The 20,050-nt window shown below is 72.0% G+C and carries 24 protein-coding genes; 11 read left to right on the top strand and 13 right to left on the bottom strand.

All coding sequences use genetic code 11. From position 1 onward, the window contains the following. Positions 1-55: 55 nt before the first annotated feature. Complete coding sequence (locus tag ACIF83_RS23155) at positions 56-706, bottom strand: GntR family transcriptional regulator (RefSeq protein WP_399729478.1); 651 nt, start codon at positions 704-706, stop codon at positions 56-58. A gap of 87 nt (positions 707-793) precedes the next feature. Then, positions 794-1,657: a LysR family transcriptional regulator gene (locus ACIF83_RS23150; protein ID WP_393483355.1), complete on the bottom strand. Its 864-nt coding sequence runs from the start codon at positions 1,655-1,657 to the stop codon at positions 794-796. 155 nt (positions 1,658-1,812) lie between these two features. Between ACIF83_RS23150 and ACIF83_RS23145 the strand changes: the two genes are divergently transcribed. Further along, a complete protein-coding gene (locus ACIF83_RS23145; protein ID WP_399730170.1) occupies positions 1,813-2,625 on the top strand; it encodes an EamA family transporter in 813 nt (270 codons plus the stop codon). 99 nt (positions 2,626-2,724) lie between these two features. Here ACIF83_RS23145 and ACIF83_RS23140 read toward each other — a convergent pair whose 3' ends face one another. Together ACIF83_RS23140 and ACIF83_RS23135 are read right to left on the bottom strand one after the other, a co-directional pair. Then, on the bottom strand, positions 2,725-2,919 hold the full coding sequence (locus ACIF83_RS23140) for a hypothetical protein (protein ID WP_399729475.1): 195 nt from the start codon (positions 2,917-2,919) through the stop codon (positions 2,725-2,727). 155 nt (positions 2,920-3,074) lie between these two features. Further along, positions 3,075-3,239 (bottom strand): hypothetical protein, encoded by a 165-nt coding sequence (locus ACIF83_RS23135; protein WP_399729472.1) that lies wholly within the window; start codon positions 3,237-3,239, stop codon positions 3,075-3,077. A 137-nt stretch (positions 3,240-3,376) separates the two neighbouring features. Here ACIF83_RS23135 and ACIF83_RS23130 point away from each other — a divergent pair, with 137 nt between their 5' ends. After that, a complete protein-coding gene (locus ACIF83_RS23130) occupies positions 3,377-4,420 on the top strand; it encodes a zinc-binding dehydrogenase (protein ID WP_399729469.1) in 1,044 nt (347 codons plus the stop codon). A 4-nt stretch (positions 4,421-4,424) separates the two neighbouring features. Here the strand turns inward: ACIF83_RS23130 and ACIF83_RS23125 are convergent, their stop codons facing one another. Further along, a complete protein-coding gene (locus ACIF83_RS23125; protein WP_399729466.1) occupies positions 4,425-5,075 on the bottom strand; it encodes a TetR/AcrR family transcriptional regulator in 651 nt (216 codons plus the stop codon). A gap of 229 nt (positions 5,076-5,304) precedes the next feature. On the opposite strand from ACIF83_RS23125, the gene ACIF83_RS23120 reads away from it, so the two are divergent. The 5 genes from ACIF83_RS23120 to hemC all read left to right on the top strand — a co-directional run bounded on the left by ACIF83_RS23120 (position 5,305) and on the right by hemC (position 10,520). Further along, positions 5,305-6,777 (top strand): MFS transporter, encoded by a 1,473-nt coding sequence (locus ACIF83_RS23120; RefSeq protein WP_393483367.1) that lies wholly within the window; start codon positions 5,305-5,307, stop codon positions 6,775-6,777. Between the two features lie 79 nt (positions 6,778-6,856). Next, entirely contained in the window at positions 6,857-7,501 is a 645-nt protein-coding gene (locus tag ACIF83_RS23115) for a LuxR C-terminal-related transcriptional regulator (RefSeq protein WP_399729463.1), read from the top strand. A gap of 173 nt (positions 7,502-7,674) precedes the next feature. Beyond that, on the top strand, positions 7,675-8,628 hold the full coding sequence (locus ACIF83_RS23110; RefSeq protein WP_393483413.1) for an ATP-dependent DNA ligase: 954 nt from the start codon (positions 7,675-7,677) through the stop codon (positions 8,626-8,628). Positions 8,629-8,734: 106 nt separating this feature from the next. After that, positions 8,735-9,511 carry an NPP1 family protein gene (locus ACIF83_RS23105; RefSeq protein ID WP_393483373.1) on the top strand — a complete coding sequence of 259 codons (777 nt, stop codon included), beginning with the start codon at positions 8,735-8,737 and terminating at the stop codon, positions 9,509-9,511. A 73-nt stretch (positions 9,512-9,584) separates the two neighbouring features. Beyond that, positions 9,585-10,520, top strand: a complete 936-nt coding sequence (gene hemC / locus ACIF83_RS23100; RefSeq protein WP_094222204.1) for a hydroxymethylbilane synthase — start codon at positions 9,585-9,587, stop codon at positions 10,518-10,520. A gap of 6 nt (positions 10,521-10,526) precedes the next feature. Here hemC and ACIF83_RS23095 read toward each other — a convergent pair whose 3' ends face one another. The 4 genes from ACIF83_RS23095 to ACIF83_RS23080 all read right to left on the bottom strand — a co-directional run bounded on the left by ACIF83_RS23095 (position 10,527) and on the right by ACIF83_RS23080 (position 13,361). Beyond that, entirely contained in the window at positions 10,527-11,066 is a 540-nt protein-coding gene (locus ACIF83_RS23095) for a hypothetical protein (RefSeq protein ID WP_393483378.1), read from the bottom strand. A 189-nt stretch (positions 11,067-11,255) separates the two neighbouring features. Beyond that, positions 11,256-12,113, bottom strand: a complete 858-nt coding sequence (locus ACIF83_RS23090; protein WP_393483381.1) for an ABC transporter permease — start codon at positions 12,111-12,113, stop codon at positions 11,256-11,258. Beyond that, complete coding sequence (locus tag ACIF83_RS23085; RefSeq protein WP_393483384.1) at positions 12,073-12,912, bottom strand: ABC transporter ATP-binding protein; 840 nt, start codon at positions 12,910-12,912, stop codon at positions 12,073-12,075. The genes ACIF83_RS23090 and ACIF83_RS23085 overlap by 41 nt, the downstream gene beginning before the upstream one ends. Further along, positions 12,909-13,361, bottom strand: a complete 453-nt coding sequence (locus ACIF83_RS23080; RefSeq protein ID WP_399729458.1) for a MarR family winged helix-turn-helix transcriptional regulator — start codon at positions 13,359-13,361, stop codon at positions 12,909-12,911. Before ACIF83_RS23080 ends, ACIF83_RS23085 begins: the two co-directional genes overlap by 4 nt. A gap of 194 nt (positions 13,362-13,555) precedes the next feature. Here ACIF83_RS23080 and ACIF83_RS23075 point away from each other — a divergent pair, with 194 nt between their 5' ends. After that, positions 13,556-14,371, top strand: a complete 816-nt coding sequence (locus ACIF83_RS23075) for an RNA polymerase sigma factor SigF (RefSeq protein ID WP_393483390.1) — start codon at positions 13,556-13,558, stop codon at positions 14,369-14,371. 91 nt (positions 14,372-14,462) lie between these two features. Here ACIF83_RS23075 and ACIF83_RS23070 read toward each other — a convergent pair whose 3' ends face one another. Next, on the bottom strand, positions 14,463-14,819 hold the full coding sequence (locus ACIF83_RS23070) for an ANTAR domain-containing protein (RefSeq protein WP_399729455.1): 357 nt from the start codon (positions 14,817-14,819) through the stop codon (positions 14,463-14,465). 127 nt (positions 14,820-14,946) lie between these two features. On the opposite strand from ACIF83_RS23070, the gene ACIF83_RS23065 reads away from it, so the two are divergent. Further along, a complete protein-coding gene (locus ACIF83_RS23065) occupies positions 14,947-15,756 on the top strand; it encodes a VOC family protein (RefSeq protein WP_393483396.1) in 810 nt (269 codons plus the stop codon). A 66-nt stretch (positions 15,757-15,822) separates the two neighbouring features. Here the strand turns inward: ACIF83_RS23065 and ACIF83_RS23060 are convergent, their stop codons facing one another. Genes ACIF83_RS23060 through ACIF83_RS23050 form a run of 3 tightly spaced genes read right to left on the bottom strand, consistent with a single transcriptional unit; the run spans position 15,823 to position 18,741 of the window. Further along, the gene (locus ACIF83_RS23060) at positions 15,823-16,005 is read right to left on the bottom strand and encodes a hypothetical protein (protein WP_398141049.1); all 183 of its coding nucleotides are present in this window, start codon (positions 16,003-16,005) and stop codon (positions 15,823-15,825) included. A gap of 58 nt (positions 16,006-16,063) precedes the next feature. Further along, a complete protein-coding gene (glgX, locus tag ACIF83_RS23055) occupies positions 16,064-18,205 on the bottom strand; it encodes a glycogen debranching protein GlgX (protein ID WP_398141055.1) in 2,142 nt (713 codons plus the stop codon). Positions 18,206-18,228: 23 nt separating this feature from the next. Next, positions 18,229-18,741 (bottom strand): pep a2, encoded by a 513-nt coding sequence (locus ACIF83_RS23050; protein ID WP_393483399.1) that lies wholly within the window; start codon positions 18,739-18,741, stop codon positions 18,229-18,231. Positions 18,742-19,045: 304 nt separating this feature from the next. Between ACIF83_RS23050 and ACIF83_RS23045 the strand changes: the two genes are divergently transcribed. Next, a complete protein-coding gene (locus ACIF83_RS23045) occupies positions 19,046-19,345 on the top strand; it encodes a DUF5133 domain-containing protein (RefSeq protein ID WP_097256616.1) in 300 nt (99 codons plus the stop codon). A gap of 109 nt (positions 19,346-19,454) precedes the next feature. Further along, positions 19,455-20,050, top strand: a 596-nt coding sequence (locus tag ACIF83_RS23040) for a maltotransferase domain-containing protein (RefSeq protein WP_393483402.1), incomplete at its 3' end; no start/stop codon positions are given.

Here is a 20,050-nt window from a genome sequence, read left to right as displayed (position 1 = left end):
TGCCCTCGCCTCGATGGACAGGTGTGCGCCCGCCCCGAGTCCCGCGCGCGGTGCGTCAGTCGCTGAGCGCCTCGATCACGCTGGCGAGGTGGGCGCGGACGGCCGTTTCGGCCGCCTGCGGGTCCCTGGCCCTGATCGCCTCGATCATCGCCAGGTGCTCGTTCAGGGATTGCTGAGGACGCCCCGGCCTGAGCGCCAACTGGAAGCGATGGCGGACCAGTTGGGCGTTCAGCCGCTCCAGCAGCTCGACAGCGGTCTGCTGTCCGGAGATCTCCCGGATCCGGTCGTGGAGTTGGTGGTTGAGTTCGGAGTACGTCACCGGCTCGCCGTCGGCGACGGCCTTCTGCATCGCCGCGCCGAGGTCGGCCAGCCCGGCCAGCTGCTCGTCGCTCGCCGCGACGGCCGCCTTCGCCGCGCACAGTCCTTCCAGGACCATGCGGCACTCCGTGATCGCGACCGCTTCCTCCACGGTCACCACCCGCACCCGCGAGCCGCGGTTGCGGATCCGTTCGACCAGCCCCTGCGCCTCCAGATCGATCAGTGCCGCCCGGATGCTGGCCCGCGTCACACCGAACTGCTCGGCGAGTTCGTTCTCCACCAGCCGCTGGGCCGGTGCCATCCCGCCGTGCAGGATCGCCTGCCGCAGCTGCGCGAGCGCATGCTGTTTGGCCTGCTCTCCGGTGGTCGGACGGGCTTCCTTCGGCATCGTGCCCTCCCTGAGTGAGTGCCTGTCGAACGTAAATCTAGCCAAACAAGATTGTCAACAATTTTGTTCGCGCTTTCTGCCGCCGCCTCAGCCCGCCCGGTACAGCTCGGTGAGCAGTTCGCGCACGGCCGGGTGGGCGGGGTGCGGATCGTCCCGCCACCAGGCGAGGCGCACGGCGACGGGTTCGGCGTCGCGCACCGGCCGGTAGACGATGCCGGGCCTCGGGTACTGGTTCGCGGTGGACTCGGCCGTCACACCGATGCCGCGCCCGGCGGCGATGACGGTGAGCCAGTCGTCCACGTCGTACGTCTCCTCCACGGCAGGCCGGGCGTCCGGCGGCCACAACTCCGGCGTGGCCGTGCCGGTGCGGCGGTCGATGAAGAGCGTGCGCCCGGCGATGTCGGCGAGCCGGACCGAGCGGCGCCTGGCGAGGGGGTCGTCGGCGGCCAGCGCACACAGGCGCCGCTCCAGGCCGACGATGGCGGAGTCGAAGCGCCGGTCGTCCAGCGGCCTGCGGACGACCGCGAGCTCGCAGGCGCCCTCGGCCAGCCCCGCGGACGGGGAGTTGACCCGCACCAGGTGCAGGTCGGTGTCGGGGTGCGCTGCGGTCCAGCGCCGCTGGAAGGCCACGGTGTGGCGGCCGAGCGCCGACCAGGCGTAGCCGATCCGCACCCGCTCGTGCCCCGAAGTGGCCTCCAGGACCAGCTCGGTCACGTCCGCGAGCACCCGCCGGGCCTGCGCCACCACACGCAGCCCGGCCGCGGTCGGGGTCACCGCGCGCGAGGTGCGCCTGAGCAGCCGTACGCCCAGGGCCCGTTCGAGGGCGGCGAGGGTGCGGGAGACGGCGGCCTGGGAGACGCCGAGGGCGATGGCCGCGTCGGTGAAGGTGCCCTCGTCGACGATGGCCACGAGGCAGCGGAGCTGGCGCAGGTCGATGTCGGCTTCGTGCATACGTTCAGCGTATAGATGGAACTGAGCATGCATTTTGCGTAAGCATCCTGGCGGCGCACCATCCAGGCATGCCTCAAGCTCTCGAACGCCCGGCCGCCGCGACCGGGCCCACCACTCCGTCCGGCTCCCCGCCACAGGCCCGGCGGCCGGCCGGGGTGGCCACCATGTTCGGCAGCGGCCTGTCCAATCAGACCGGCGCGGCCATCGGGGCGCTGGCCTTCCCCACGCTCGGCCCCCTCGGCGTGGTGGCGATGCGCCAGTACGTCGCCGCGCTGGTCCTGCTGGCCGTCGCCCGACCGCGCCTTCGGTCCTTCACCTGGAGCCAGTGGTGGCCGGTGCTCCTGCTTGCGGCGGTCTTCGGCACGATGAACCTCACCCTGTACAGCGCGGTCGACCGGATCGGCCTGGGGCTCGCGGTGACCCTGGAGTTCCTCGGCCCGCTCGCCGTCGCCCTGGCCGCGTCCCGGCGTCGGCTGGACGCGGGGTGCGCGGTGCTGGCGGCGGCCGGGGTCGTGGTCCTGATGCGTCCGCAGCCCTCCACCGACTACGTGGGCATGGGCCTCGGTCTGGTGGCGGCCTGCTGCTGGGCCTCGTACATCCTGCTCAACCGGGTCGTCGGCCGCCGCACCCCCGGCGCCCAGGGCGCGGCCGCCGCCACGGGCGTGTCGGCGCTGGCCTTCCTCCCGGTCGGCATCGTCGTCGCCGTCCGACATGCGCCCACAGCCGGGGCCGTCCTGTGCGCCGTGGCCGCCGGGGTGCTCTCCTCGGCCGTGCCGTACCTCGCCGACCTGTTCACCCTGCGAACCGTGCCCACGCAGACGTTCGGGCTCTTCATGAGCGTCAATCCGGTGCTCGCCGCCGTGGTCGGCTGGATCGTCCTCGGCCAAGGGCTCGGGGCGCCGGAGTGGGCAGGCGTCGGCGCGGTTGTCGCCGCGAACGCGACCAGCATACTGACCACGCGAAACTGACGCTCGCCCCGGTGCGGGCCGAGAGCGGGACCGATCCACGGCCGCTCACCGGCCGGCGCCCGACACGGGGGCGGTCCACCGCCCCCGGCCAGGCGCCGGTCAGCCGACAGCCTCCCCCCAGCCCGCCCCCCCCCCGCCGCGACGGTCTGCCGCCATCTCCGTGTCGTCCAGGACGAGATCGGCGTAGTGCAGCACCCCACCTCGCCGCTCGCCGCCGCCGAAAGCACCGGAGGGGTCGGCACGCAGTAGAACCTTGATCCTGGCCAGGACTTCGGCGATCCGGACCGGCTTCATGACACAGTCCCGCTCCGAGCGCGGGGACGAGCCGGGGCAGCGCGTCGCAGCCGGTGAGCAGGAGCGCCGGGGGACGGTAGGCGACCGCCCCCGTGTGCGCCAGATCGGCCAGTCCCGGCAACTCCACGTCCTCTCCCACCAGTTGGTACGGTCGCTCAACGAGTCGCCGGGCGACGTCGGGCCCGGCGTCCGCCCCTGCCGATCCGGTACCCCGCCAACTCCAGCGTGGCGGCGATCAGTACGGCGGTGTCCGGCTCGCCGGCGGCGACCAGGAGGTGCTGCCCGCCGTCGCGGGCGGACGCCCGGAGATCTACCGGCATGACCACCGCTCCTCTCTCACGCCTGCCACCCACCTCAATGAGCTTGCTTGACTCAAGTAACTCACACATGTTTGCCTAACTCAAGCAAGCCAGCTCGGAGCCCCACCCCCCTTGACCTCCGGAAAGCGAGTCACCCCATGGCCACCATGAAGTCCGTACAGACCGGCGCCGTCGGCAAGGTCGAGGTGGTGGAAGTCGAGCGCCCCGCGCCCGGTCCGAAGGACGTGCTCGTGCGGATCCGCGCCTGCGGGATCTGCGGCACCGACGTCACCTTCCTGCACATGGGCGGCATGCCGGCCCGCGCACACCTGGGCGGCGAGCTGGTCCCGGTCGCCCTGGGGCACGAGCCGGCCGGCGAGATCGTCGAGGTCGGCGCCGAGGTCACGGAGTTGAAGGTCGGCGACCGTGTGGTCGTCAATCCGCAGGACGCGCCCACCGGCATCATCGGCTGCGGCGGCCGGTACGGCGGCATGAGCGAGTACCTGCTGGTGGAGAACGCCACGGTCGGCCGGAGTGTCGCGGTGTTCCCCGACACCGTGCCCTTCGACGTCGCCTCCCTCAACGAGCCGATGGCGGTCGCCCTGCACTGCGTCAACCGGTCCGAGGCGCGGCCGCAGGACAAGGTGGTGGTGTTCGGCTCCGGGCCGATCGGCCTCGGGGCCACCATCTGGCTGAAGCTGCGCGGGGTCGAGCACGTGGTGGTGGTCGACGTCCTGCCCGGACGCCTGGAGAAGGCGCTGGCCGTCGGCGCGGACGCCGTGATCGACTCTGCCGAGGAGGACGTCACAGCGCGCCTGACCGAGCTGCACGGCGAGGCCGCCAACGCGCTCGGCCAGCCCCGGCCCGGCACCGACATCCACATCGACGCCGCAGGTGCCGCCGCCGTCTTCAACACTGTGGTGGCCTCGGCGAAGTGGGGCGCCAAGCTGGTGATGGTGGCCGTACAGAAAAAGGGGTCCGAGATCGACCTCGGAGGCATGCTGCGCAGCGAGCTGACGCTCGTCGCCTCGCAGGGCTACCCGACGGAGATCTTCGAGGTCACGCCGCAGCTCGTCGAGCACCACGAGCGCTTCGCGAAGCTCATCAGCCACCGGGTCCCGTTCTCCGCGGCCGACCGGGCCTTCGAGCTGGCGCTCACGCCGGGGGCCGCGGAGAAGGTCGTGGTGACCTTCGATGCGTGAGCGGTCAGCGGGCGCGGGTGACGGGCCCCAGCCACAGACCCACGATCGCGTCGGCGAGCCCCGTAGCTGCCTCGCTCCAGGTGGCACGTGGAGTGGGGGTGCCCTCGGCGAGGGCCCGCTCCCGCTCGGCGCAGGTGTGCAGGATCAGCGTCCGGACCATCTGGCCGCGTTCGGCGCGGACTTCGGCGGGCAGCTCGGGCAGGGTGCGGTTCAGGTTGTCGATCGCCTCCCGCAGCGCCGGCGAGGTCAGGGACTCCTCGACCATGATCTCGTGCAGCGCCGGGTCGGTCATCACCTGGGCGCAGAACCGGGCGTACCAGGTGGGGCTGCCGAGGCCGGCCAGGTGCTCGGTCACCGGGCGCACCAGGCAGTCGACCCAGTCGCGCACGTCGGAGGAGCCCTCGGCGGCCGCCAGGGCCCGCTCCCGCAGCACCTCGATGGGCGCGGCGTGCCGGCGGGCCACCGCGCGGACCAGGTCGGCCTTGGTGCCGAAGTGGTAGCCGACCGCCGCGTTGTTGCCCTGGCCGGCGGCCTCGCTGACCTGGCGGTTGGACACGGCGTACACACCGTGCTCCGCGAACAGCCGTTCCGCCGCGGTCAGGATCGCCTCCCGCGTCGCGCTGACCTGCTCCGCCCGCGCCGTCCTGCGCGCCATGCTCACCACCGCTCCGGGACTGCGCACCGCCCTGGGGCGGCCAGTCCCGCGCACCGCCTCAGGTCCTCGACCGGGGCGGCGAGGTCCAGCCAGGGAAGCCTACGGGGCGCGTCGCACCCTCGGCCGACAGGCCCGGACCGGACCGCCTTTTCACCTCGCTAAAGTAAGTCAAGCAGTTGACTTAAAAGTCAAAAAGTCTCCCGCTCCCCTACGGAAGGTCCCGTCTCCCATGTCCGACGCCCCCGTCCGGCCCGCCGAGGTCGGCAGATCCGCCCCGTCACGCTCGAACGCCGTGGTCGCGGTGCTCGCCCTGGCCGGTATCACCGTGTCGCTGATGCAGACCCTGGTGATTCCGATCGTCCCGGAGCTGCCCGTCTATCTGCACGCCTCGGCGTCCAACGCGGCCTGGGCGGTCACGGCGACGCTGCTGGCCGCCGCCGTCGCCACTCCGACGGCCGGCCGGCTCGGCGACATGTTCGGCAAGCGGCGCCTGCTGCTGGTGAGCCTGGTGCTGCTGGTGGCCGGCTCGGTGGTCTGCGCGCTCAGCGACGCGCTGGTCCCGATGATCGTCGGCCGTACCCTGCAGGGTCTCGCGGCCGCCGTGGTGCCGCTGGGCATCAGCATCATGCGCGACGAGCTGCCGCCGGAGCGGCTGGCCGGCTCGACCGCGCTGATGAGCGCCTCGCTCGGCGTCGGCGGCGCCCTCGGTCTGCCCGCCGCCGCCTTCATCGCCGACCACTTCGACTGGCACGTGCTGTTCTGGACCTCGGCCACGCTCGGCGTCGTCGCCTTCGCGCTGGTGCTGACCCTGGTGCCGGAGTCCCGCGTGCGCACCGGCGGCCGCTTCGACCTGGTCGGTTCGCTCGGCATGGCGGTCGGGCTGGTCTCGCTGCTGCTCGCCGTCTCCAAGGGCGCCGACTGGGGCTGGGGCAGCGGCACCACGCTGGGCCTGTTCGCCCTCGCGGTCGTGGTCCTGCCGGCCTTCGGCCTCTTCGAACTGCGTACGGCGCAGCCGCTGGTGGACCTGCGCACGACCGTCCGCCGCCAGGTGCTGTTCACCAACCTGGCCTCCATCGCGTTCGGTTTCTCGATGTTCGCGATGTCCCTGGTCCTGCCGCAGCTGCTGCAGTTGCCCACGCAGACCGGCTACGGCCTGGGCAGGTCCATGCTGACCGTGGGCCTGGTGATGGCACCGCAGGGCCTGGTGATGATGGCCACGGCTCCCGTCTCCGCCGTGATCACCAAGTCGCGGGGTCCGAAGGTCACACTGATGATCGGCGCGGTCGTCGTGGCGGCCGGGTACGGCCTCAACATCGTGCTGATGAGCGAGGTCTGGCACCTGGTCCTGGTGTCCTGCGTCATCGGCGCGGGCGTCGGCTTCGCCTACGGCGCCATGCCCGCCCTGATCATGGGCGCCGTACCGGCGTCGGAGACGGCCGCCGCCAACAGCCTCAACACGCTGATGCGGTCTATCGGCACCTCGGTGGCCAGCGCGGTCGCGGGTGTGATCCTCTCGCAGATGACGATCAGCCTGGGCGGTCACGCGCTGCCGTCCGAGAACGGCTTCAAGGCCGTCATGGCGATCGGCGCGGGCGCGGCCGTCCTGGCCTTCGTCCTCGCCTCCTTCCTCCCCCGCCACCGCCCCACGGGCACGGCCGAGGCCCCGGCGCAGGCGGAGCCGTCGGCCGAGACGGTGGGCTAGAAGACGCGAGAGTGCCTCCGGCGCAGTGACGACCGTGATCAGCCGGCCCCGTCGAGGGTGCGACCAAGGTGGAGTTGCCGTGCGTGTGGTGATCGCCGAGGACCACGCGCTGCTGCGTGAGGGTCCGGTGCTGCTGCTCGGCTCAGCCGGGCACGAGGTGGTCGCGGTCGTCGGCAGTGGGCCGGAGATCCTTCCCGCGCTCCTGGAGCACCTCCCCGACATCGCCGTACCGGACGTACGGATGCCGCCGCTCTTCCGGGACGAGGGGCTGCGCGCGGCCCTCGACGCGCGCCGATACCTGCCCGGGCTGCCGGTGCTGATGCTCTCGCAGTACGTCGAGGAGTCGTACGCGGCCGAGTTGCTGAGCGGTGGCGCCCGCGGCGTCGGCTATCTGTTCAAGGACCGTGTGGGCCGGGTCGACGAGTTCCTGGACGCGCTGGAGCGGGTCGCGGGCGGAGGCACGGCACTCGACCCGGAGGTGGTGACGGAGCTGATGACCCGGCGCGAGGACTCGCCCCTGGACGCGCTGACCCCGCGCGAGCGGGAGGTGCTGCAGCTGATGGCCGAGGGCCACGACGACACCACCATCGCCAGGACCCTCGTCATCACCGAACGCTCGGTCAGCAAGCACATCGGAAACGTCTTCCTGAAGCTGGGGCTGCCGCCCAGCGACAGCGGACACCGCCGGGTGCCGGCCGTGCTCGCCTGCCTGCAGCACGCGTGAGCAGCTCGGGACCGTGCGCAACTCGTGCTGTCGGACTGCCACTCGGCGCCGGTGGCACCGAGGCGACCGGACGGGCCCGTTCAGGGGAACCGGTGGCGAAAGGCGCGTGCGGGCGCCGGGCGCGGTCGACACCTTCTGCCGTGACCGCCGTGACCCTGCCGTTGATTCCGCCGATGCTCGCCACCCCGGGCAGGCTGCCGCCCGCCGCCCAGGACGAACGGTGGGCGTACGAGACCAAGCAGGACGGTCAGCGGGTGATGGTCTACCTGCCCGGCGACGGCAGCGTGCTGCTGCGCGCCCGGTCCGGTGAGGAGATCACCGGCGCCTACCCCGAACTCCGGCCGCTCGGCGGCGCCCTGGGCAGCACGGCCGCCGTCCTGGACGGCGAGGTGCTGGCCCTGGACGAGCAGGGGCGGGCGGACTTCCAGTTGCTGCAGAGCCGGATGGGCCTCGCCCACTCCCCCGCGCGAGCGGTCCGCCGGGCCGCCCAGGTGCCGGTCCACCTGGTGCTGTTCGACGTGCCCCACCTGGAGCGCCCGCTGCTCAGGCTCCCTTACGCCGAGCGGCGGGCGCGGCTGGAGGAGCTGGGCCTGGCGGGGCCGTACTGGTCGACGCCGGGCGCGGTGACCGGGCACGGCGCCGAGGCGCTCCGGGCGACCCGGGAGCACGGTCTCGAAGGGCTGGTGTGCAAGCGGCTGGACTCGGTGTACGAGCCCGGGGTGCGCTCCCGCGCCTGGATCAAGATCCGCAACATGCGCAGCGAGGACGTGATCGTCGGCGGCTGGCTGCCGGGCAAGGGGCGGCTGACCGGGCTGCCCGGCGCGGTGCTGGTCGGCCAGCGAGCGGGCGGCCGGCTGCGCTACGTGGGCGGGGTGGGCACCGGCTGGAGCGAGGCGGAGCGGACGGAGCTGGCGGCGCTGCTGCGGGCCGCCGCCAGCTCCGAGTGTCCCTTCGACCCGGTGCCGCGGATCCCGGACGCCCACTGGGTGCTGCCCCGGCTGGTCGGCGAGGTCAGCTACAGCACCCGGACCCGGGCCGGGCTGCTCCGCCAGCCGTCGTGGCTGCGGCTGCGTCCCGACCTCACCCCGGAGGAGTCGGCGGCGGACGTCCCGGAGGGCCGGCCCTAGGGGTTCTGCGGGGCTTCACTCGTGGGGCGCGTGTGATCTCTTGGCAGCACGGCCTGCGCCCGGGATGCTGAACTCCCTTGACCCCCACCGCTGTTGGAGGACCCTCGTGTCGTCGCTCACCTCCCGTGTCCGGCGCGGCAGATGGCTCGGCGTGCTCGCCGGTGCCGCCGCACTCGTCGTCGTCTTCCCGGCCGCCGCCTTCGCCGCACCGCCGCTCGCGCTGCCCACGAACGCCGAGCCCGCCGAACTGACGTACCAGCCGGCCTTCGACTACGACACCGACGGCTGCTACCCCACACCCGCGATCGGTCCGGACGGCACCGTCAACGGCGGCCTCAAGCCGACGGGCGCCCTCAACGGCAGCTGCCACGACGCCTCGGACCTGGACAACACCAACAGCTACTCGCGCTACAAGTGCAACAACGGCTGGTGCGCCTACCTTTACGGCCTGTACTTCGAGAAGGACCAGGCGCTCCCCGGCAGCAGCATCGGCGGGCACCGGCACGACTGGGAGCACGTGGTGGTGTGGGTGCAGGACGGGCAGGTACGGTACGTGTCGACGTCCAACCACGGCTCGTTCACCGTGCACCCGGCCTCCGACGTCCGCTTCGAGGGCAGCCACCCGAAGGTCGTGTACCACAAGGACGGCATCGGCACGCACTGCTTCCGGCTGGCCAACGCGAACGACGAGCCGCCGGAGAACCACAAGCACACCTGGCAGTACCCGCCGCTGGTCGGCTGGAACGGCTATCCGGCGGGCCTGCGCGACAAGCTGAGCGCCTACGACTTCGGCAGCGCCCACTTCGGCCTGAAGGACGCGAGTTTCCCCTCCCACCTGGCCTCGGCCGAGCCGTCCGGGATCCCCTTCGACCCGAACGCCTGAACCGTATCCGAACGTCTGATTTCTGGTGGGGGACATGCCGGGGCATCGCACCCGAGGGTCTATCGTGTCCCCCATGTCCGTCCCGGAACTGATCCGCATCGTGTCCCGCGACTCCCCGATGGCCCTCGCCCAAGTCGAGCGCGTGCGCGCCGAGTTGGGCGTGCTGCATCCAGGGGTCCGTACCGAGGTCGTGCCCGTGAAGACCACGGGTGACAAGTGGCTCGGCGACCTCTCCAAGGTCGAGGGCAAGGGGGCGTTCACCAAGGAGGTGGACGCAGCCCTGCTGGCCGGGGAGGCGGACCTCGCGGTGCACTGCGTCAAGGACGTGCCCGCCGACCGGCCGCTGCCCGCCGGCACGGTGTTCGCCGCGTTCCTGAAGCGCGACGACATCCGGGACGCGCTGGTGCACCCGGGCGGGCTCACCCTCGACGAGCTCCCGGCGGGCACCCGGATCGGCACCTCATCGGTGCGCCGGGTCGCCCAACTGGCCGCCACGCACCCGCACCTGGAGTGCGTGCCGTTCCGCGGGAACGCCAACCGCCGGCTGGAGAAGCTGGCCGCCGGTGAGGCGGACGCGCTGCTGCTCGCGGTGTCCGGTCTGGAGCGGATCGGCCGCCAGGACGTGATCAGCGAGGTGCTGTCCCCGGAGGCGATGATGCCGCCGATCGGCGCGGGCATCCTCGCCCTGCAGTGCCGGGAGGGCGACACCGAGCTGATCGACGCGGTCAGCGGGCTCGGCGACCCGGCCACGCACCGGGAGGCCACGGCCGAGCGGATGTTCCTGCATGTGCTGCAGGGGCACTGCAACAGCCCGATCGCCGGCTACGCACACGTGGACCGCGGCGGTGAACTCTCGCTGCGAGCCTGCGTGTTCACCCCGGACGGCAAGACACGGCTGAACGCCCACGAGTGGGCGGGCCGGCTGGACGCGGCCACGCTCGGCACCTCGGTCGCGGTGGCGCTGCTGCGGCAGGGGGCGCGGGAGATCATCGACGGCATCCCGCACTGACCCGGGTCAGGCGGTGCCGGGCTCCGTCTGGTCCTTCACCGTCTGGTCCTTCAGGAAGGCGCTGACCTGATGGGCCAGGCTGCCCTGTCCGGTGCCCGCGGGGGCGGCCGCCGTGGTCGCCTCCAGGATGCCGATGCCGCCCGCCCACAGCCGGCGGTCGGCCCACTCCTCGTCCACCCGCAGCTGGACCTGCACGTCCACGTGGGTGAGGGCTGCCTCCGGCGCGGCCGCATAGAGCACGGCGGTGGCCCGGCGCAGCGGATAGACGTCGAAGCCCTCGATGAACTGGGAGTTGCGCCAGTCGATGAACGCGCCCTCCCCGTCCGGGCCGACCCGGACGTCCATCTGACCGTCCTCGAGATGGATGCCGTAGTGCCGCGCACCGCGGTTCTCGACCGTCACCCGGACACTGAAGTACGTCAGCCCGGCCGCGGCGTCGTCACGTCCGCGCGGCGGCTCGGCCGCCTCCAGGCGGTGGACGCGGACCCGCAGACCGGCATGCTCGTCGTACTCGTGCCAGTCCCCGACCACGTTCGGCTCGTACACAGTGCCCCTCTCGACCTCGGAGAGCTGCTGTCTATCTGTGCGCTCAGCGCACTGTCAAATGAGCGGAATGCGCTATGGCCAGGGGGTTCGCCCGCTTTGATCGGTGATCAAGCGCTGCCCAGGAAGAATCCCCTCACGGGGGTCTCGGGCGGGGTGCGGCCGCGTGCCGCATTTCACTCCGCGGCAAGATCAGCGGGCCAGCCGACCGAGCAGTGAGGAAGCCGCGGCGATGCCCAGGGCGGCGGCCACCGCCAGGACGCCGAAGTCGGCCGCGAGGTGGGCGGGCGTGCCCAGCAGCAGGCCACGCAGGGCGTCGACCTGGTAACTGAGCGGGTTCGCCTTGCTGACGGCCTGGAGCCAGCCCGGCATCAACGAGACGGGGTACAGGGCGTTGGAGGCGAAGAACAGCGGCATCGTGATCGCCTGCCCGAAGCCCATCAGCCGGTCGCGGCTGAGGACGATGCCCGCGATGGTCATCGACAGGCAGGAGAAGAACGCGGAGGCGAGGACCACGGCCGCGGCGACGCCGAGCAGCTTCAGCGGGTTCCAGGTGAGGGCCACACCGAGCAGGGCTGCGATGAGGATGACCACGACGGCCTGGATCAGCGACTTCACTCCGGCCGCGAACGCCTTGCCGGTGATCAGTGCCGAGCGCGGGGTCGGTGTGACGAGGAGCTTGTTCAGGATGCCCGCGTCCCGCTCCCAGATGATCTGGATGCCATAGAAGATGGCGATGAACATCGCGGACTGGGCGATGATGCCGGGCGCCAGGTAGTCGATGTAGGGGATGCCGCCGGTGGGTATCGCGTGGATCCGGGTGAAGGTCTGGCCGAAGATCAGCAGCCACAGGGCGGGCTGGACGGCGCGGGTGTACAGCTCGGTGCGGTCGTGGCGCAGCTTCTGCAGTTCGACGGCGCACATCGCGGCGACCCGGGCGGGCAGCAGTCGCCAGCCCGCGCGGGGCCGGGGCGGGGTGAGCAGCAGGGCGGTGCCGGCGGCGGTGGGGTCAGCCGACGCGGTGCGCGGTGCGGCGGGTGCTTCGGACATCGCGGAAACCTCCTCCGGAGTCGAGGCCGCTGCCGGCGACGTCCCGGAAGACGTCCTCCAGCGTGGGCAGGGTGTCCCCACCCCGGCGTTCGGCGAGCCCCCGGCGCAGCTCGGCCGGGGTACCCAGGGCGCGGACGCGGCCGCGGTGCATCAGGCCGACCCGGTCGCAGTACTGGTCGGCCTCGTCCATGTAGTGGGTGGTGACCAGCACGGTCATGCCGGTGGCTGCGCGTACGGCGTTGATGTGCTCCCAGACGCCGGTGCGGGCGATCGGGTCCAGGCCGATGGTGGGCTCGTCCAGGATCAGCAGCCGGGGCGCGCTGACCAGGGCCTGGGCGAGCTCGAGGCGGCGGACCATGCCTCCGGAGTAGGTGCCGGCGAGCCGGTCGGCGGCGTCGGTGAGGCCGACGGCGGCCAGGGCCTGGGCGACGCGCTCGGCGCGCTCGCGGCGCGGTACGTCGAAGACCCGGGCGAACAGGGCGACGTTCTCCCGTCCGGTGAGCCCGCTGTCGGCGGACAGCTGCTGCGGGACATAGCCGAGGAGGCGCCGTACCGCCATGCGCTCCTTGGCGACGTCGTACCCGAAGACGCGGACCATGCCGGCCGGCACCGGGAGGAGCGTGGTGATGCAGCGGATGGCGGAGGTCTTTCCGGCGCCGTTGGGCCCGAGCAGTCCGAACACCTCGCCCTCGCGGACGGCCAGATCGAGTTCGTCGACCGCCCTGGTGTCCCCGAAGGCGTAGGAGAGGCGGGTGCAGGCGACGGCTTCGGCGGGCGGGGCGGGGGTGTCGCTCGTCATGTCTCCTCGGCCTCCTCGTGCAGGGTGACGGCCAGCTTGCGCAGCGCCGGCAGGGCCGCGCGCAGGGCCTCCTGGTCGGCCTCGTCCAGCCGGGCGACGTGCCGGCCGACCAGTTCGGCCCGGCGGCGCTGCCAGTCCCCGAGCCGCTGCTCGGCTGCCTCGGTGAGCAGCAGGCGGGCGGCCCGCCGGTCGGCGGCGTCGGTCTCGCGGATCAGGTAGCCGTCCCGGACGAGGTGGTTGACCAGGGTCGACACGGAGTTGCCCGCCAGGTGCAGGGCCCGGGCGGCCTCCGAGATTCCGATGCCGGGCCGACCCTCGACCAGCCGCAGCAGCTCCACCTCGGCACCGCGCAGCCGCGGCAGGGTCAGCCCGCCGCGCAGCCTGCGCCGGATCAGCCGCTGGATCCGAACGAGTGCGTCGGCCAGCTCCTCGGGGAAATCGGATTCCACTCCTGAAGATTACCTCTGATACAGAGGTATCGCGCCTCAAAGGGCGGTCAAGAGCATGCCGGGCGCATCTTCCGCGCACGCCATGTCCGATATCAACCGAATTGTTTGATCTATTCATCAGCGGGAATCCGCACAACAGTGCTTCGGACAGAAGGCACGCCCGGATCCAGCGACCGCTGAGGGGAGTGCGCGCGATGCCTGTCACCGGCAGCACGAAGCCTCACCCCCATGACGACGCCCCCGACACGACCGAGTCCTTCGAACGGCTCGCACAGCTGCCGGACGGTCCCGAGCGCCGGGCGCTCCGGGACGAGCTGGTCCGGCTCTGGCTGCCCATGGCCGAACGGATCGCCGTACGGTTCCGGGGCCGCGGGGAGTCCCTGGAGGACCTTTACCAGGTGGCCGCCCTCGGCCTGGTGAAGGCGGTCGACCACTACGACCCGGCCCGGGGCCGCGCCTTCGAGGCATACGCGGTACCCACGGTCACCGGTGAGATCAAGCGCCACTTCCGCGACCACATGTGGACGTTGCATGTGCCGCGCCGGGTGCAGGATCTGCGCAACCGGGTCCGCGGCGCCCTCAAGGAAATGGCGCAGACCGCGCCCGGCCGGGCACCCACCGTCGCCGAGATCGCCGCACACACGAAGCTCAGCGAGGCCGAGGTGCGCGCCGGCATGGAGGCCCTGGAGTGTTTCTCGGCCCTGTCGCTGGACGCCGAGGTGTCCGGGACGGAGGGGTACGCGCTCGGTGACTCGCTCGGCGAGCCGGACCCCGGCTTCGACCTCGTGGTCGACCGCGCCGCGGTCAAGCCGTGCCTCCAGGCGCTGCCCGAGCGTGAGCGGATCATCCTCTACCTGCGGTTCTTCGACGGGATGACGCAGAGCCGGATCGCCCAGCAGCTGGGTATCTCGCAGATGCACGTCTCGCGGCTGCTGAGCGGCTGCTTCGAGCGACTGCGGGAGGAGCTGCTCGCGGAGGCGCCGGCCGAGCACCTCGCGGAGGCCGGCTGAGCACCCGTCGGGGGCCGGCCGGGCACCTCGCGGAGCTGGTCGGGCACCTCGCGCAGGCCGGCCCGGTACAGCGCGGACGCAGGCTGAGCCCTCAGTCCTCCACGCTGCCGGGGCTCTCCTCCGTGCCGGCGGGGATGGCCTCGGCCGTCCCGGGGATCTGGACGGGTCCGTGCCGGTCCAGGGCGTCATCCAGTGCGGCACGGATCGCGGGCGGGATGTCGCCCCGGCGGCCCCAGATGAGGATCAGCTCCGCGATGTTGCGCAGCTTGATGTTGGTGTGCTGGGAGGCGTCCTTCAGCACCTCCCACCCCTGGTCGGGTGTCACCCGACCGAGGGCCACCATCATCCCGATGGCCTGGTCGATGACAGCGTGGGAGGCCACGGCCTCCTTCAACTGGTCCACTTCGGCCTGCAGCTCGGCGATCCGGTCGGGCTCCGTCTCTCCCATGCCTCCATCGTGCTCACCCGCCTGGCCCCCCGCCACCGGGGTACTCGACAGGCACCGCACCCCGTTCCGGTTGGACACTGGTGCCAGACCGGTGGGCGCCGGACCCCGAGACCAGGACGCGACTGCCATGAACCATGACACGCCTGCCAGCGGTGGACCGAGGACGAGGGACATCATCTCCACGCACTCCGTCTTCGGTGCACCGTGCTGGGTGAGCCTGACCAGCCGCGACCTGGAGGCCACCCAGGAGTTCTACTCGGCGCTGCTCGGCTGGCGGTGGCGCGGCGCCAAACTCGGCGAGCACTTCCGGATCGCGCTGGCCGACGGTGTGCCCGTCGCCGGGATCGCCGCGGTCGCCGCCATGTGGCAGATGGCGGTGGCCTGGACCCCGTACTTCGCCGTGCCCGACGCGGACGAGGCCGCGTCACGGGCCCGGGAGCGCGGCGGCACGGCGGCCGTCGGGCCTCTGTCCTTCCCGCCGGGGCGGGCGGCACTGCTCGCCGACCGGGACGGGGCCACCTTCGGGATCTGGGAGGGCGAGCTGGTCGGCAACTGGGAGGCCTGGCGTCGAGCGGCCCCGACCTTCATCCGGCTGCACACCCGCGACGCCTTCGACTCCGCGCTCTTCTACGGCCAGATCCTCGACTGGGCCTCCGGCAAACCGGGCTGCTGCGAGGTCGAGTACGAGGGCCACGAGGTGGTGCTGCGCAGCCGGGGTGACGTGGTGGCGCGCATCGACTCGGGCGCGGTGGAGTCGGCCCCCGACCCCTCCGTACGGCCGCACTGGCAGATCCACTTCGCGGTGGCCGACGTGGCGGGCTGCGCGCGGACCGCCGAGAAGCACGGCGGCAGCGTCCTGAGCGAGCAGGAGGACGAGGCGATCCTGCGGGATCCGGACGGCGCCCAGTTCACGGTCACGTCCCGCCGCTCACGCTGAGCAGGCTCGGCGGACCGGTCCGACCCGACCGGTCCAGGAGGCCGGCTCCCGGGAGGGGGGCCCAGGTCACTTCGACGCCGGCGCCTTCGGCGGGGTCCCTGACCAGCTCGACGGCAGCGGCCCGCGCCGCTTCGGCTTCCGCTCGGCCGGTACCCCGCCGAGGCGTCCGCAGAGCATCCCGCCGTCCGCGGTGCGGATGTTGTGGCGCCGGCCGTCCGGGGTCGCCGGCAGGACGATGCTCTCGGGCACGCCGAAGAGCGGCCTCCGCTTCCTGTGCCGTTTCGCCGTACGGCCATCCAACGTCACGTCACCGGCGACGAACTGACCCGGCCCCTCCCCCGCCGCGCGACGGCCTCGACAGCACGATCAGGCTTCGGGGCTCCACGCGGAGTCGGGTGCCCGCCTTGCGTTCGCGTTCGTCGGGGATGCCGTCCGGGTCGGCGGTGTCGATCAGGGTCGTCCAACGCTCTCCGTAGGACGCGTCGGGGAGGCGGAAGACGACGGGCTCCCAGTAGCCGTTCAGGAGGAGCAGGAAGGAGTCGTCCAGCACGCGGCGGCCGTAGGGGTCGCGTTCGGCGATCGCGTCGCCGTTGAGGAACACGCCGACCGAGTGGGCGTCCTCGCGCTGCCAGTCCCGGGCGGTCATCTCGCGGGCGTCGGGCCGCAGCCACATCAGGTCGGGCAACGGCTGCTCGACGTTGGTCGCGGTCTCGCCGCGGAAGAAGCGGCGCCTGCGCAGCACGGGATGCCCGGCCCGCAGGTTGATGACGTACCGGGTGAAGTCCGTGAGGGTTTGCTGCTCGTCCGTCAACTTCCAGTTGACCCAGGAGACTTCGTTGTCCTGGCAGTAGGCGTTGTTGTTGCCGCGCTGGGTGCGGCCGAGTTCGTCGCCGTGGCTGAGCATCGGTATGCCCTGGGACAGCAGCAGGGTCGCGAGGAAGTTGCGCTGCTGGCGGGCGCGGAGTTCGAGGACGGCCGGGTCGTCGGTGTCGCCCTCGGCACCGCAGTTCCAGGACCGGTTCGCGCTCTCGCCGTCCCGGTTGCCCTCGCCGTTGGCCTCGTTGTGCTTGTCGTTGTACGACACGAGGTCGCGGAGGGTGAAACCGTCGTGTGCCGTCACGAAGTTGACACTCGCCCGCGGCCGGCGCCGGCTGTGCTGGTACAGGTCGGAGGAGCCGGTCAGCCGGGAGGCGAACTCACCGAGCGAGCCGGGTTCCGCCCGCCAGAAGTCCCGTACGGCGTCCCGGTAACGGCCGTTCCACTCCGACCACAGCGGCGGGAAGTTGCCCACCTGGTAGCCGCCCTCCCCCACGTCCCAGGGCTCGGCGATGAGCTTGACGCGGCTGATCACGGGGTCCTGCTGGATCAGGTCGAAGAACGCCGAGAGCCGGTCCACCTCGTGGAACTGCCGGGCCAGCGTGGCCGCGAGATCGAAGCGGAAGCCATCGACGTGCATCTCGGTGACCCAGTAGCGCAGCGAGTCCATGATCAGCTGCAGTACGTAGGGGTGCCGCATCAGCAGGCTGTTGCCGGTGCCGGTGGTGTCGTAGTAGTGCCCCCAGTCCCCGTCGACGAGGCGGTAGTAGGAGGCGTTGTCGATACCGCGCAGGGACAGGGTGGGGCCCATCTCGTTGCCCTCGGCGGTGTGGTTGTAGACCACGTCGAGGATGACTTCGAGGCCGGCCGCGTGCAGCGCCCTCACCATCGCCTTGAACTCGTTGACCTGCTGGCCCAGGCTGCCGAAGGCGGCGTAGGCGTTGTGCGGGGCGAAGAAGCCGATGGTGTTGTAGCCCCAGTAGTTGGCGAGGCCCCGGTCCTGCAGGACGCCGTCCTGCACGAACTGGTGGACCGGCATCAGCTCCACCGCGGTGACGCCGAGCGAGGTCAGGTGCTCCAGGACGGCGGGGTGCGCGAGGCCCGCGTAGGTGCCGCGCAGTCGCTCGGGGACGTCCGGGTGGGTGCGGGTCAGGCCCCGCACGTGGGCCTCGTAGATGACGGAGTCGGCGTACGAGTGCCGCGGCGGGCGGTCGTCGCCCCAGTCGAAGTACGGGTCGGTGACCACGCCCAGCATCGAGTGGCCGGCGCTGTCCCCCGACGAGGGGCCGTCCGCCGCGCGCTCGTAGAGCGAGGCGTGGTTGTCGATCTGGCCGTCCACCGCCCGCGCGTACGGGTCGAGCAGCAACTTCGCCGGGTTGCACCGGTGGCCGAGGTCGGGCTGCCAGGGGCCGTGCACGCGGTACCCGTAGCGCTGCCCCGGGCCGACGCCGGGCAGGTAGGCGTGCCAGACGAACCCGTCGACCTCGCTCAGGGGGACGGGGCGCCCGGTACCGGCTTCGTCGACCAGGATCAGCTCGACGCCCTCGGCGACCTCGCTGAACAACGCGAAGTTGGTGCCCTGCCCGTCGAAGGCGGCGCCCAACGGATAGGGGTGCCCGCTCCAGACGGGCACCCCTTTCCGGGACTTCCGTGCCGTCACGGGGCGCCCTCCAGGAGGCCGTCCACGGCGGTCGCCGGGGCGGCCAGGGCGAGCACCGGGAGCTCGCGGGGCACCTCGAGCCCCTGGCTCAGGCTCGGCGCCGGGGCGGTCGGGACCAGCGGGACCCGCTCGCCGGCGCGAGCCCGCTGCGAGAACCAGATGATCTTCGCGCCGCCCTCCGAGGCACAGCAGCCCCAGCCGTCGCTCATGGCGGCGATGTCCGCCAGGCACGCCCGCAGGTCCTGGTCAGGGCGCAGGTCACGGTCGTCGCCGCCGACGGCCGTGATGAGATGCTGGCCGTTCCACCACATCTCGATCGACGTGTCCTTGTCCGAGGCGTGCTCGTCGATCGCATGCAGCAGCAGTTCGGCACCATGGCAGACGGGAACCACGAGGTTCTCGAGGTCCCAGTAGCGGAGATGGGCGGCCAGGATGCGGCTGACCTGTCCCACCCGTTCCGGGCTGACTTCCACGTCCAGGTGGTAGTAGCAGGGCACTGCGGTCTTCATCGTCGCTTGCTCCTCACCCGCGAAGCTCCCGCTCCCCGTGCCGGTGCCCGGGAGGGTCCCGGACACCGAGCGTGAGCGCCGATCGCTTCTGAGTCACCCTCCACAGTGGGGTCACTACGCCATTCGTGCAACACGAGCATCCCGAACGGCGGATGGTTGAAGATCCAACAGGACGTTGCGTGGCCGTACGTGCACCATGAGTGAAAGCCTCGATCGCCGTAACGGTGCCGTGCCCTCCCCTGCGCGGACACCACCCGACCGTCGGGAACGCGCCCAGTCGAGAGCGTGGAAGGTGAAGAGGGTCATGCTGCTACCCGCCAAGGCCGAAGTGGCCCGGCAGTTGCGGCGTTACCGGGCGTGGGAGCGTGTGATGCTCGCCAAGCCCCACGACCGCACGGTCCGGGCCACTTTCGAGGACTCGGGCTACACCTTGTGCGTGCTGATGGGAAAGCGCTGCGCCCGGGAGGCAGCGGACGCGGCGGAGCGCTATCTGCGCTCCAGCCTGGCCGGCTATCTGCGCGAGCAGGACGGGCGGCCGCAGTCGGGACGCGCGGCTCGGCGGGCACCACCACCGGAGCGGCGTTCCACGGCACCAAGCCCCTGACGTGGCACCGTACTCGGCAATCCCCACGGGGCGGCAGCAGCCGAACCGTTTTCTCGGATCGCGAAGCCGGGCCGGAGGCCCGGCTTCGCGCACGGCGGAGGTGAGATCCATGCGCAGGACCCCGGCCATCGGCCGTGTACCGGTACGAGACGTCCGGCCGGCCGTGGAGTGCGGCAGGCGCCCGGCGAAGGCGGTGGCCGGAGAGACGTTCCAGGTCACGGCCACCGTGTTCCGCGAAGGGCACGACGCCGTCGGGGCCAACGTCGTCCTGCGCGATCCGACGGGCCGCCGTGGCCCCTGGACTCCGATGCGCGAACTGTCCCCCGGCAGCGACCTGTGGGGCGCGGAGGTCACCCCGGACGCCACCGGCCGCTGGACGTTCCGCGTGGAGGCGTGGAGCCATCCGCTGGCGACCTGGCGGCACACCGCCTCCGTCAAGATCCCGGCGGGCATCGACACCGGCCTGGTCCTGGAGGAGGGCGCCGACCTCTACGAGCGTGCGGCCGCGGGAGTGCCCAAGGGGCCGCAGCGGGACCTGGTCCTGGCCGCGGCGCGGGCTCTCGGCGACGACACGCTGTCGGTGCACCACCGCCTGAAGGCCGCGTTGTCACCCGAGGTGGACGCGGTGTTGTCCCGTCACCCGTTGCGGGAGTCGGTGACCGCGTCCGACGCGATGCCCCTGCTCGTGGAGCGGGAGCGGGCGCT

It is taken from the genome of Streptomyces sp. NPDC085866, assembly GCF_044541035.1.
Taxonomy (GTDB): Bacteria; Actinomycetota; Actinomycetes; order Streptomycetales; family Streptomycetaceae; genus Streptomyces.
Note: the sequence above shows the minus strand (reverse complement) of the source record. Positions and strands in the feature narration are given on the sequence as shown.

Coding starts and splice junctions, on each gene's coding strand:
- ACIF83_RS23155 (WP_399729478.1), bottom strand. CDS start 706: ATGCCGAAGGAAGCCCGTCCGACCACCGGAGAGCAGGCCAAACAGCAT.
- ACIF83_RS23150 (WP_393483355.1), bottom strand. CDS start 1,657: ATGCACGAAGCCGACATCGACCTGCGCCAGCTCCGCTGCCTCGTGGCC.
- ACIF83_RS23140 (WP_399729475.1), bottom strand. CDS start 2,919: ATGAAGCCGGTCCGGATCGCCGAAGTCCTGGCCAGGATCAAGGTTCTA.
- ACIF83_RS23135 (WP_399729472.1), bottom strand. CDS start 3,239: ATGCCGGTAGATCTCCGGGCGTCCGCCCGCGACGGCGGGCAGCACCTC.
- ACIF83_RS23130 (WP_399729469.1), top strand. CDS start 3,377: ATGGCCACCATGAAGTCCGTACAGACCGGCGCCGTCGGCAAGGTCGAG.
- ACIF83_RS23125 (WP_399729466.1), bottom strand. CDS start 5,075: ATGGCGCGCAGGACGGCGCGGGCGGAGCAGGTCAGCGCGACGCGGGAG.
- ACIF83_RS23120 (WP_393483367.1), top strand. CDS start 5,305: ATGTCCGACGCCCCCGTCCGGCCCGCCGAGGTCGGCAGATCCGCCCCG.
- ACIF83_RS23110 (WP_393483413.1), top strand. CDS start 7,675: ATGCTCGCCACCCCGGGCAGGCTGCCGCCCGCCGCCCAGGACGAACGG.
- hemC (WP_094222204.1), top strand. CDS start 9,585: ATGTCCGTCCCGGAACTGATCCGCATCGTGTCCCGCGACTCCCCGATG.
- ACIF83_RS23090 (WP_393483381.1), bottom strand. CDS start 12,113: ATGTCCGAAGCACCCGCCGCACCGCGCACCGCGTCGGCTGACCCCACC.
- ACIF83_RS23085 (WP_393483384.1), bottom strand. CDS start 12,912: ATGACGAGCGACACCCCCGCCCCGCCCGCCGAAGCCGTCGCCTGCACC.
- ACIF83_RS23075 (WP_393483390.1), top strand. CDS start 13,556: ATGCCTGTCACCGGCAGCACGAAGCCTCACCCCCATGACGACGCCCCC.
- ACIF83_RS23070 (WP_399729455.1), bottom strand. CDS start 14,819: ATGGGAGAGACGGAGCCCGACCGGATCGCCGAGCTGCAGGCCGAAGTG.
- ACIF83_RS23065 (WP_393483396.1), top strand. CDS start 14,947: ATGAACCATGACACGCCTGCCAGCGGTGGACCGAGGACGAGGGACATC.
- ACIF83_RS23050 (WP_393483399.1), bottom strand. CDS start 18,741: ATGAAGACCGCAGTGCCCTGCTACTACCACCTGGACGTGGAAGTCAGC.
- ACIF83_RS23045 (WP_097256616.1), top strand. CDS start 19,046: ATGCTGCTACCCGCCAAGGCCGAAGTGGCCCGGCAGTTGCGGCGTTAC.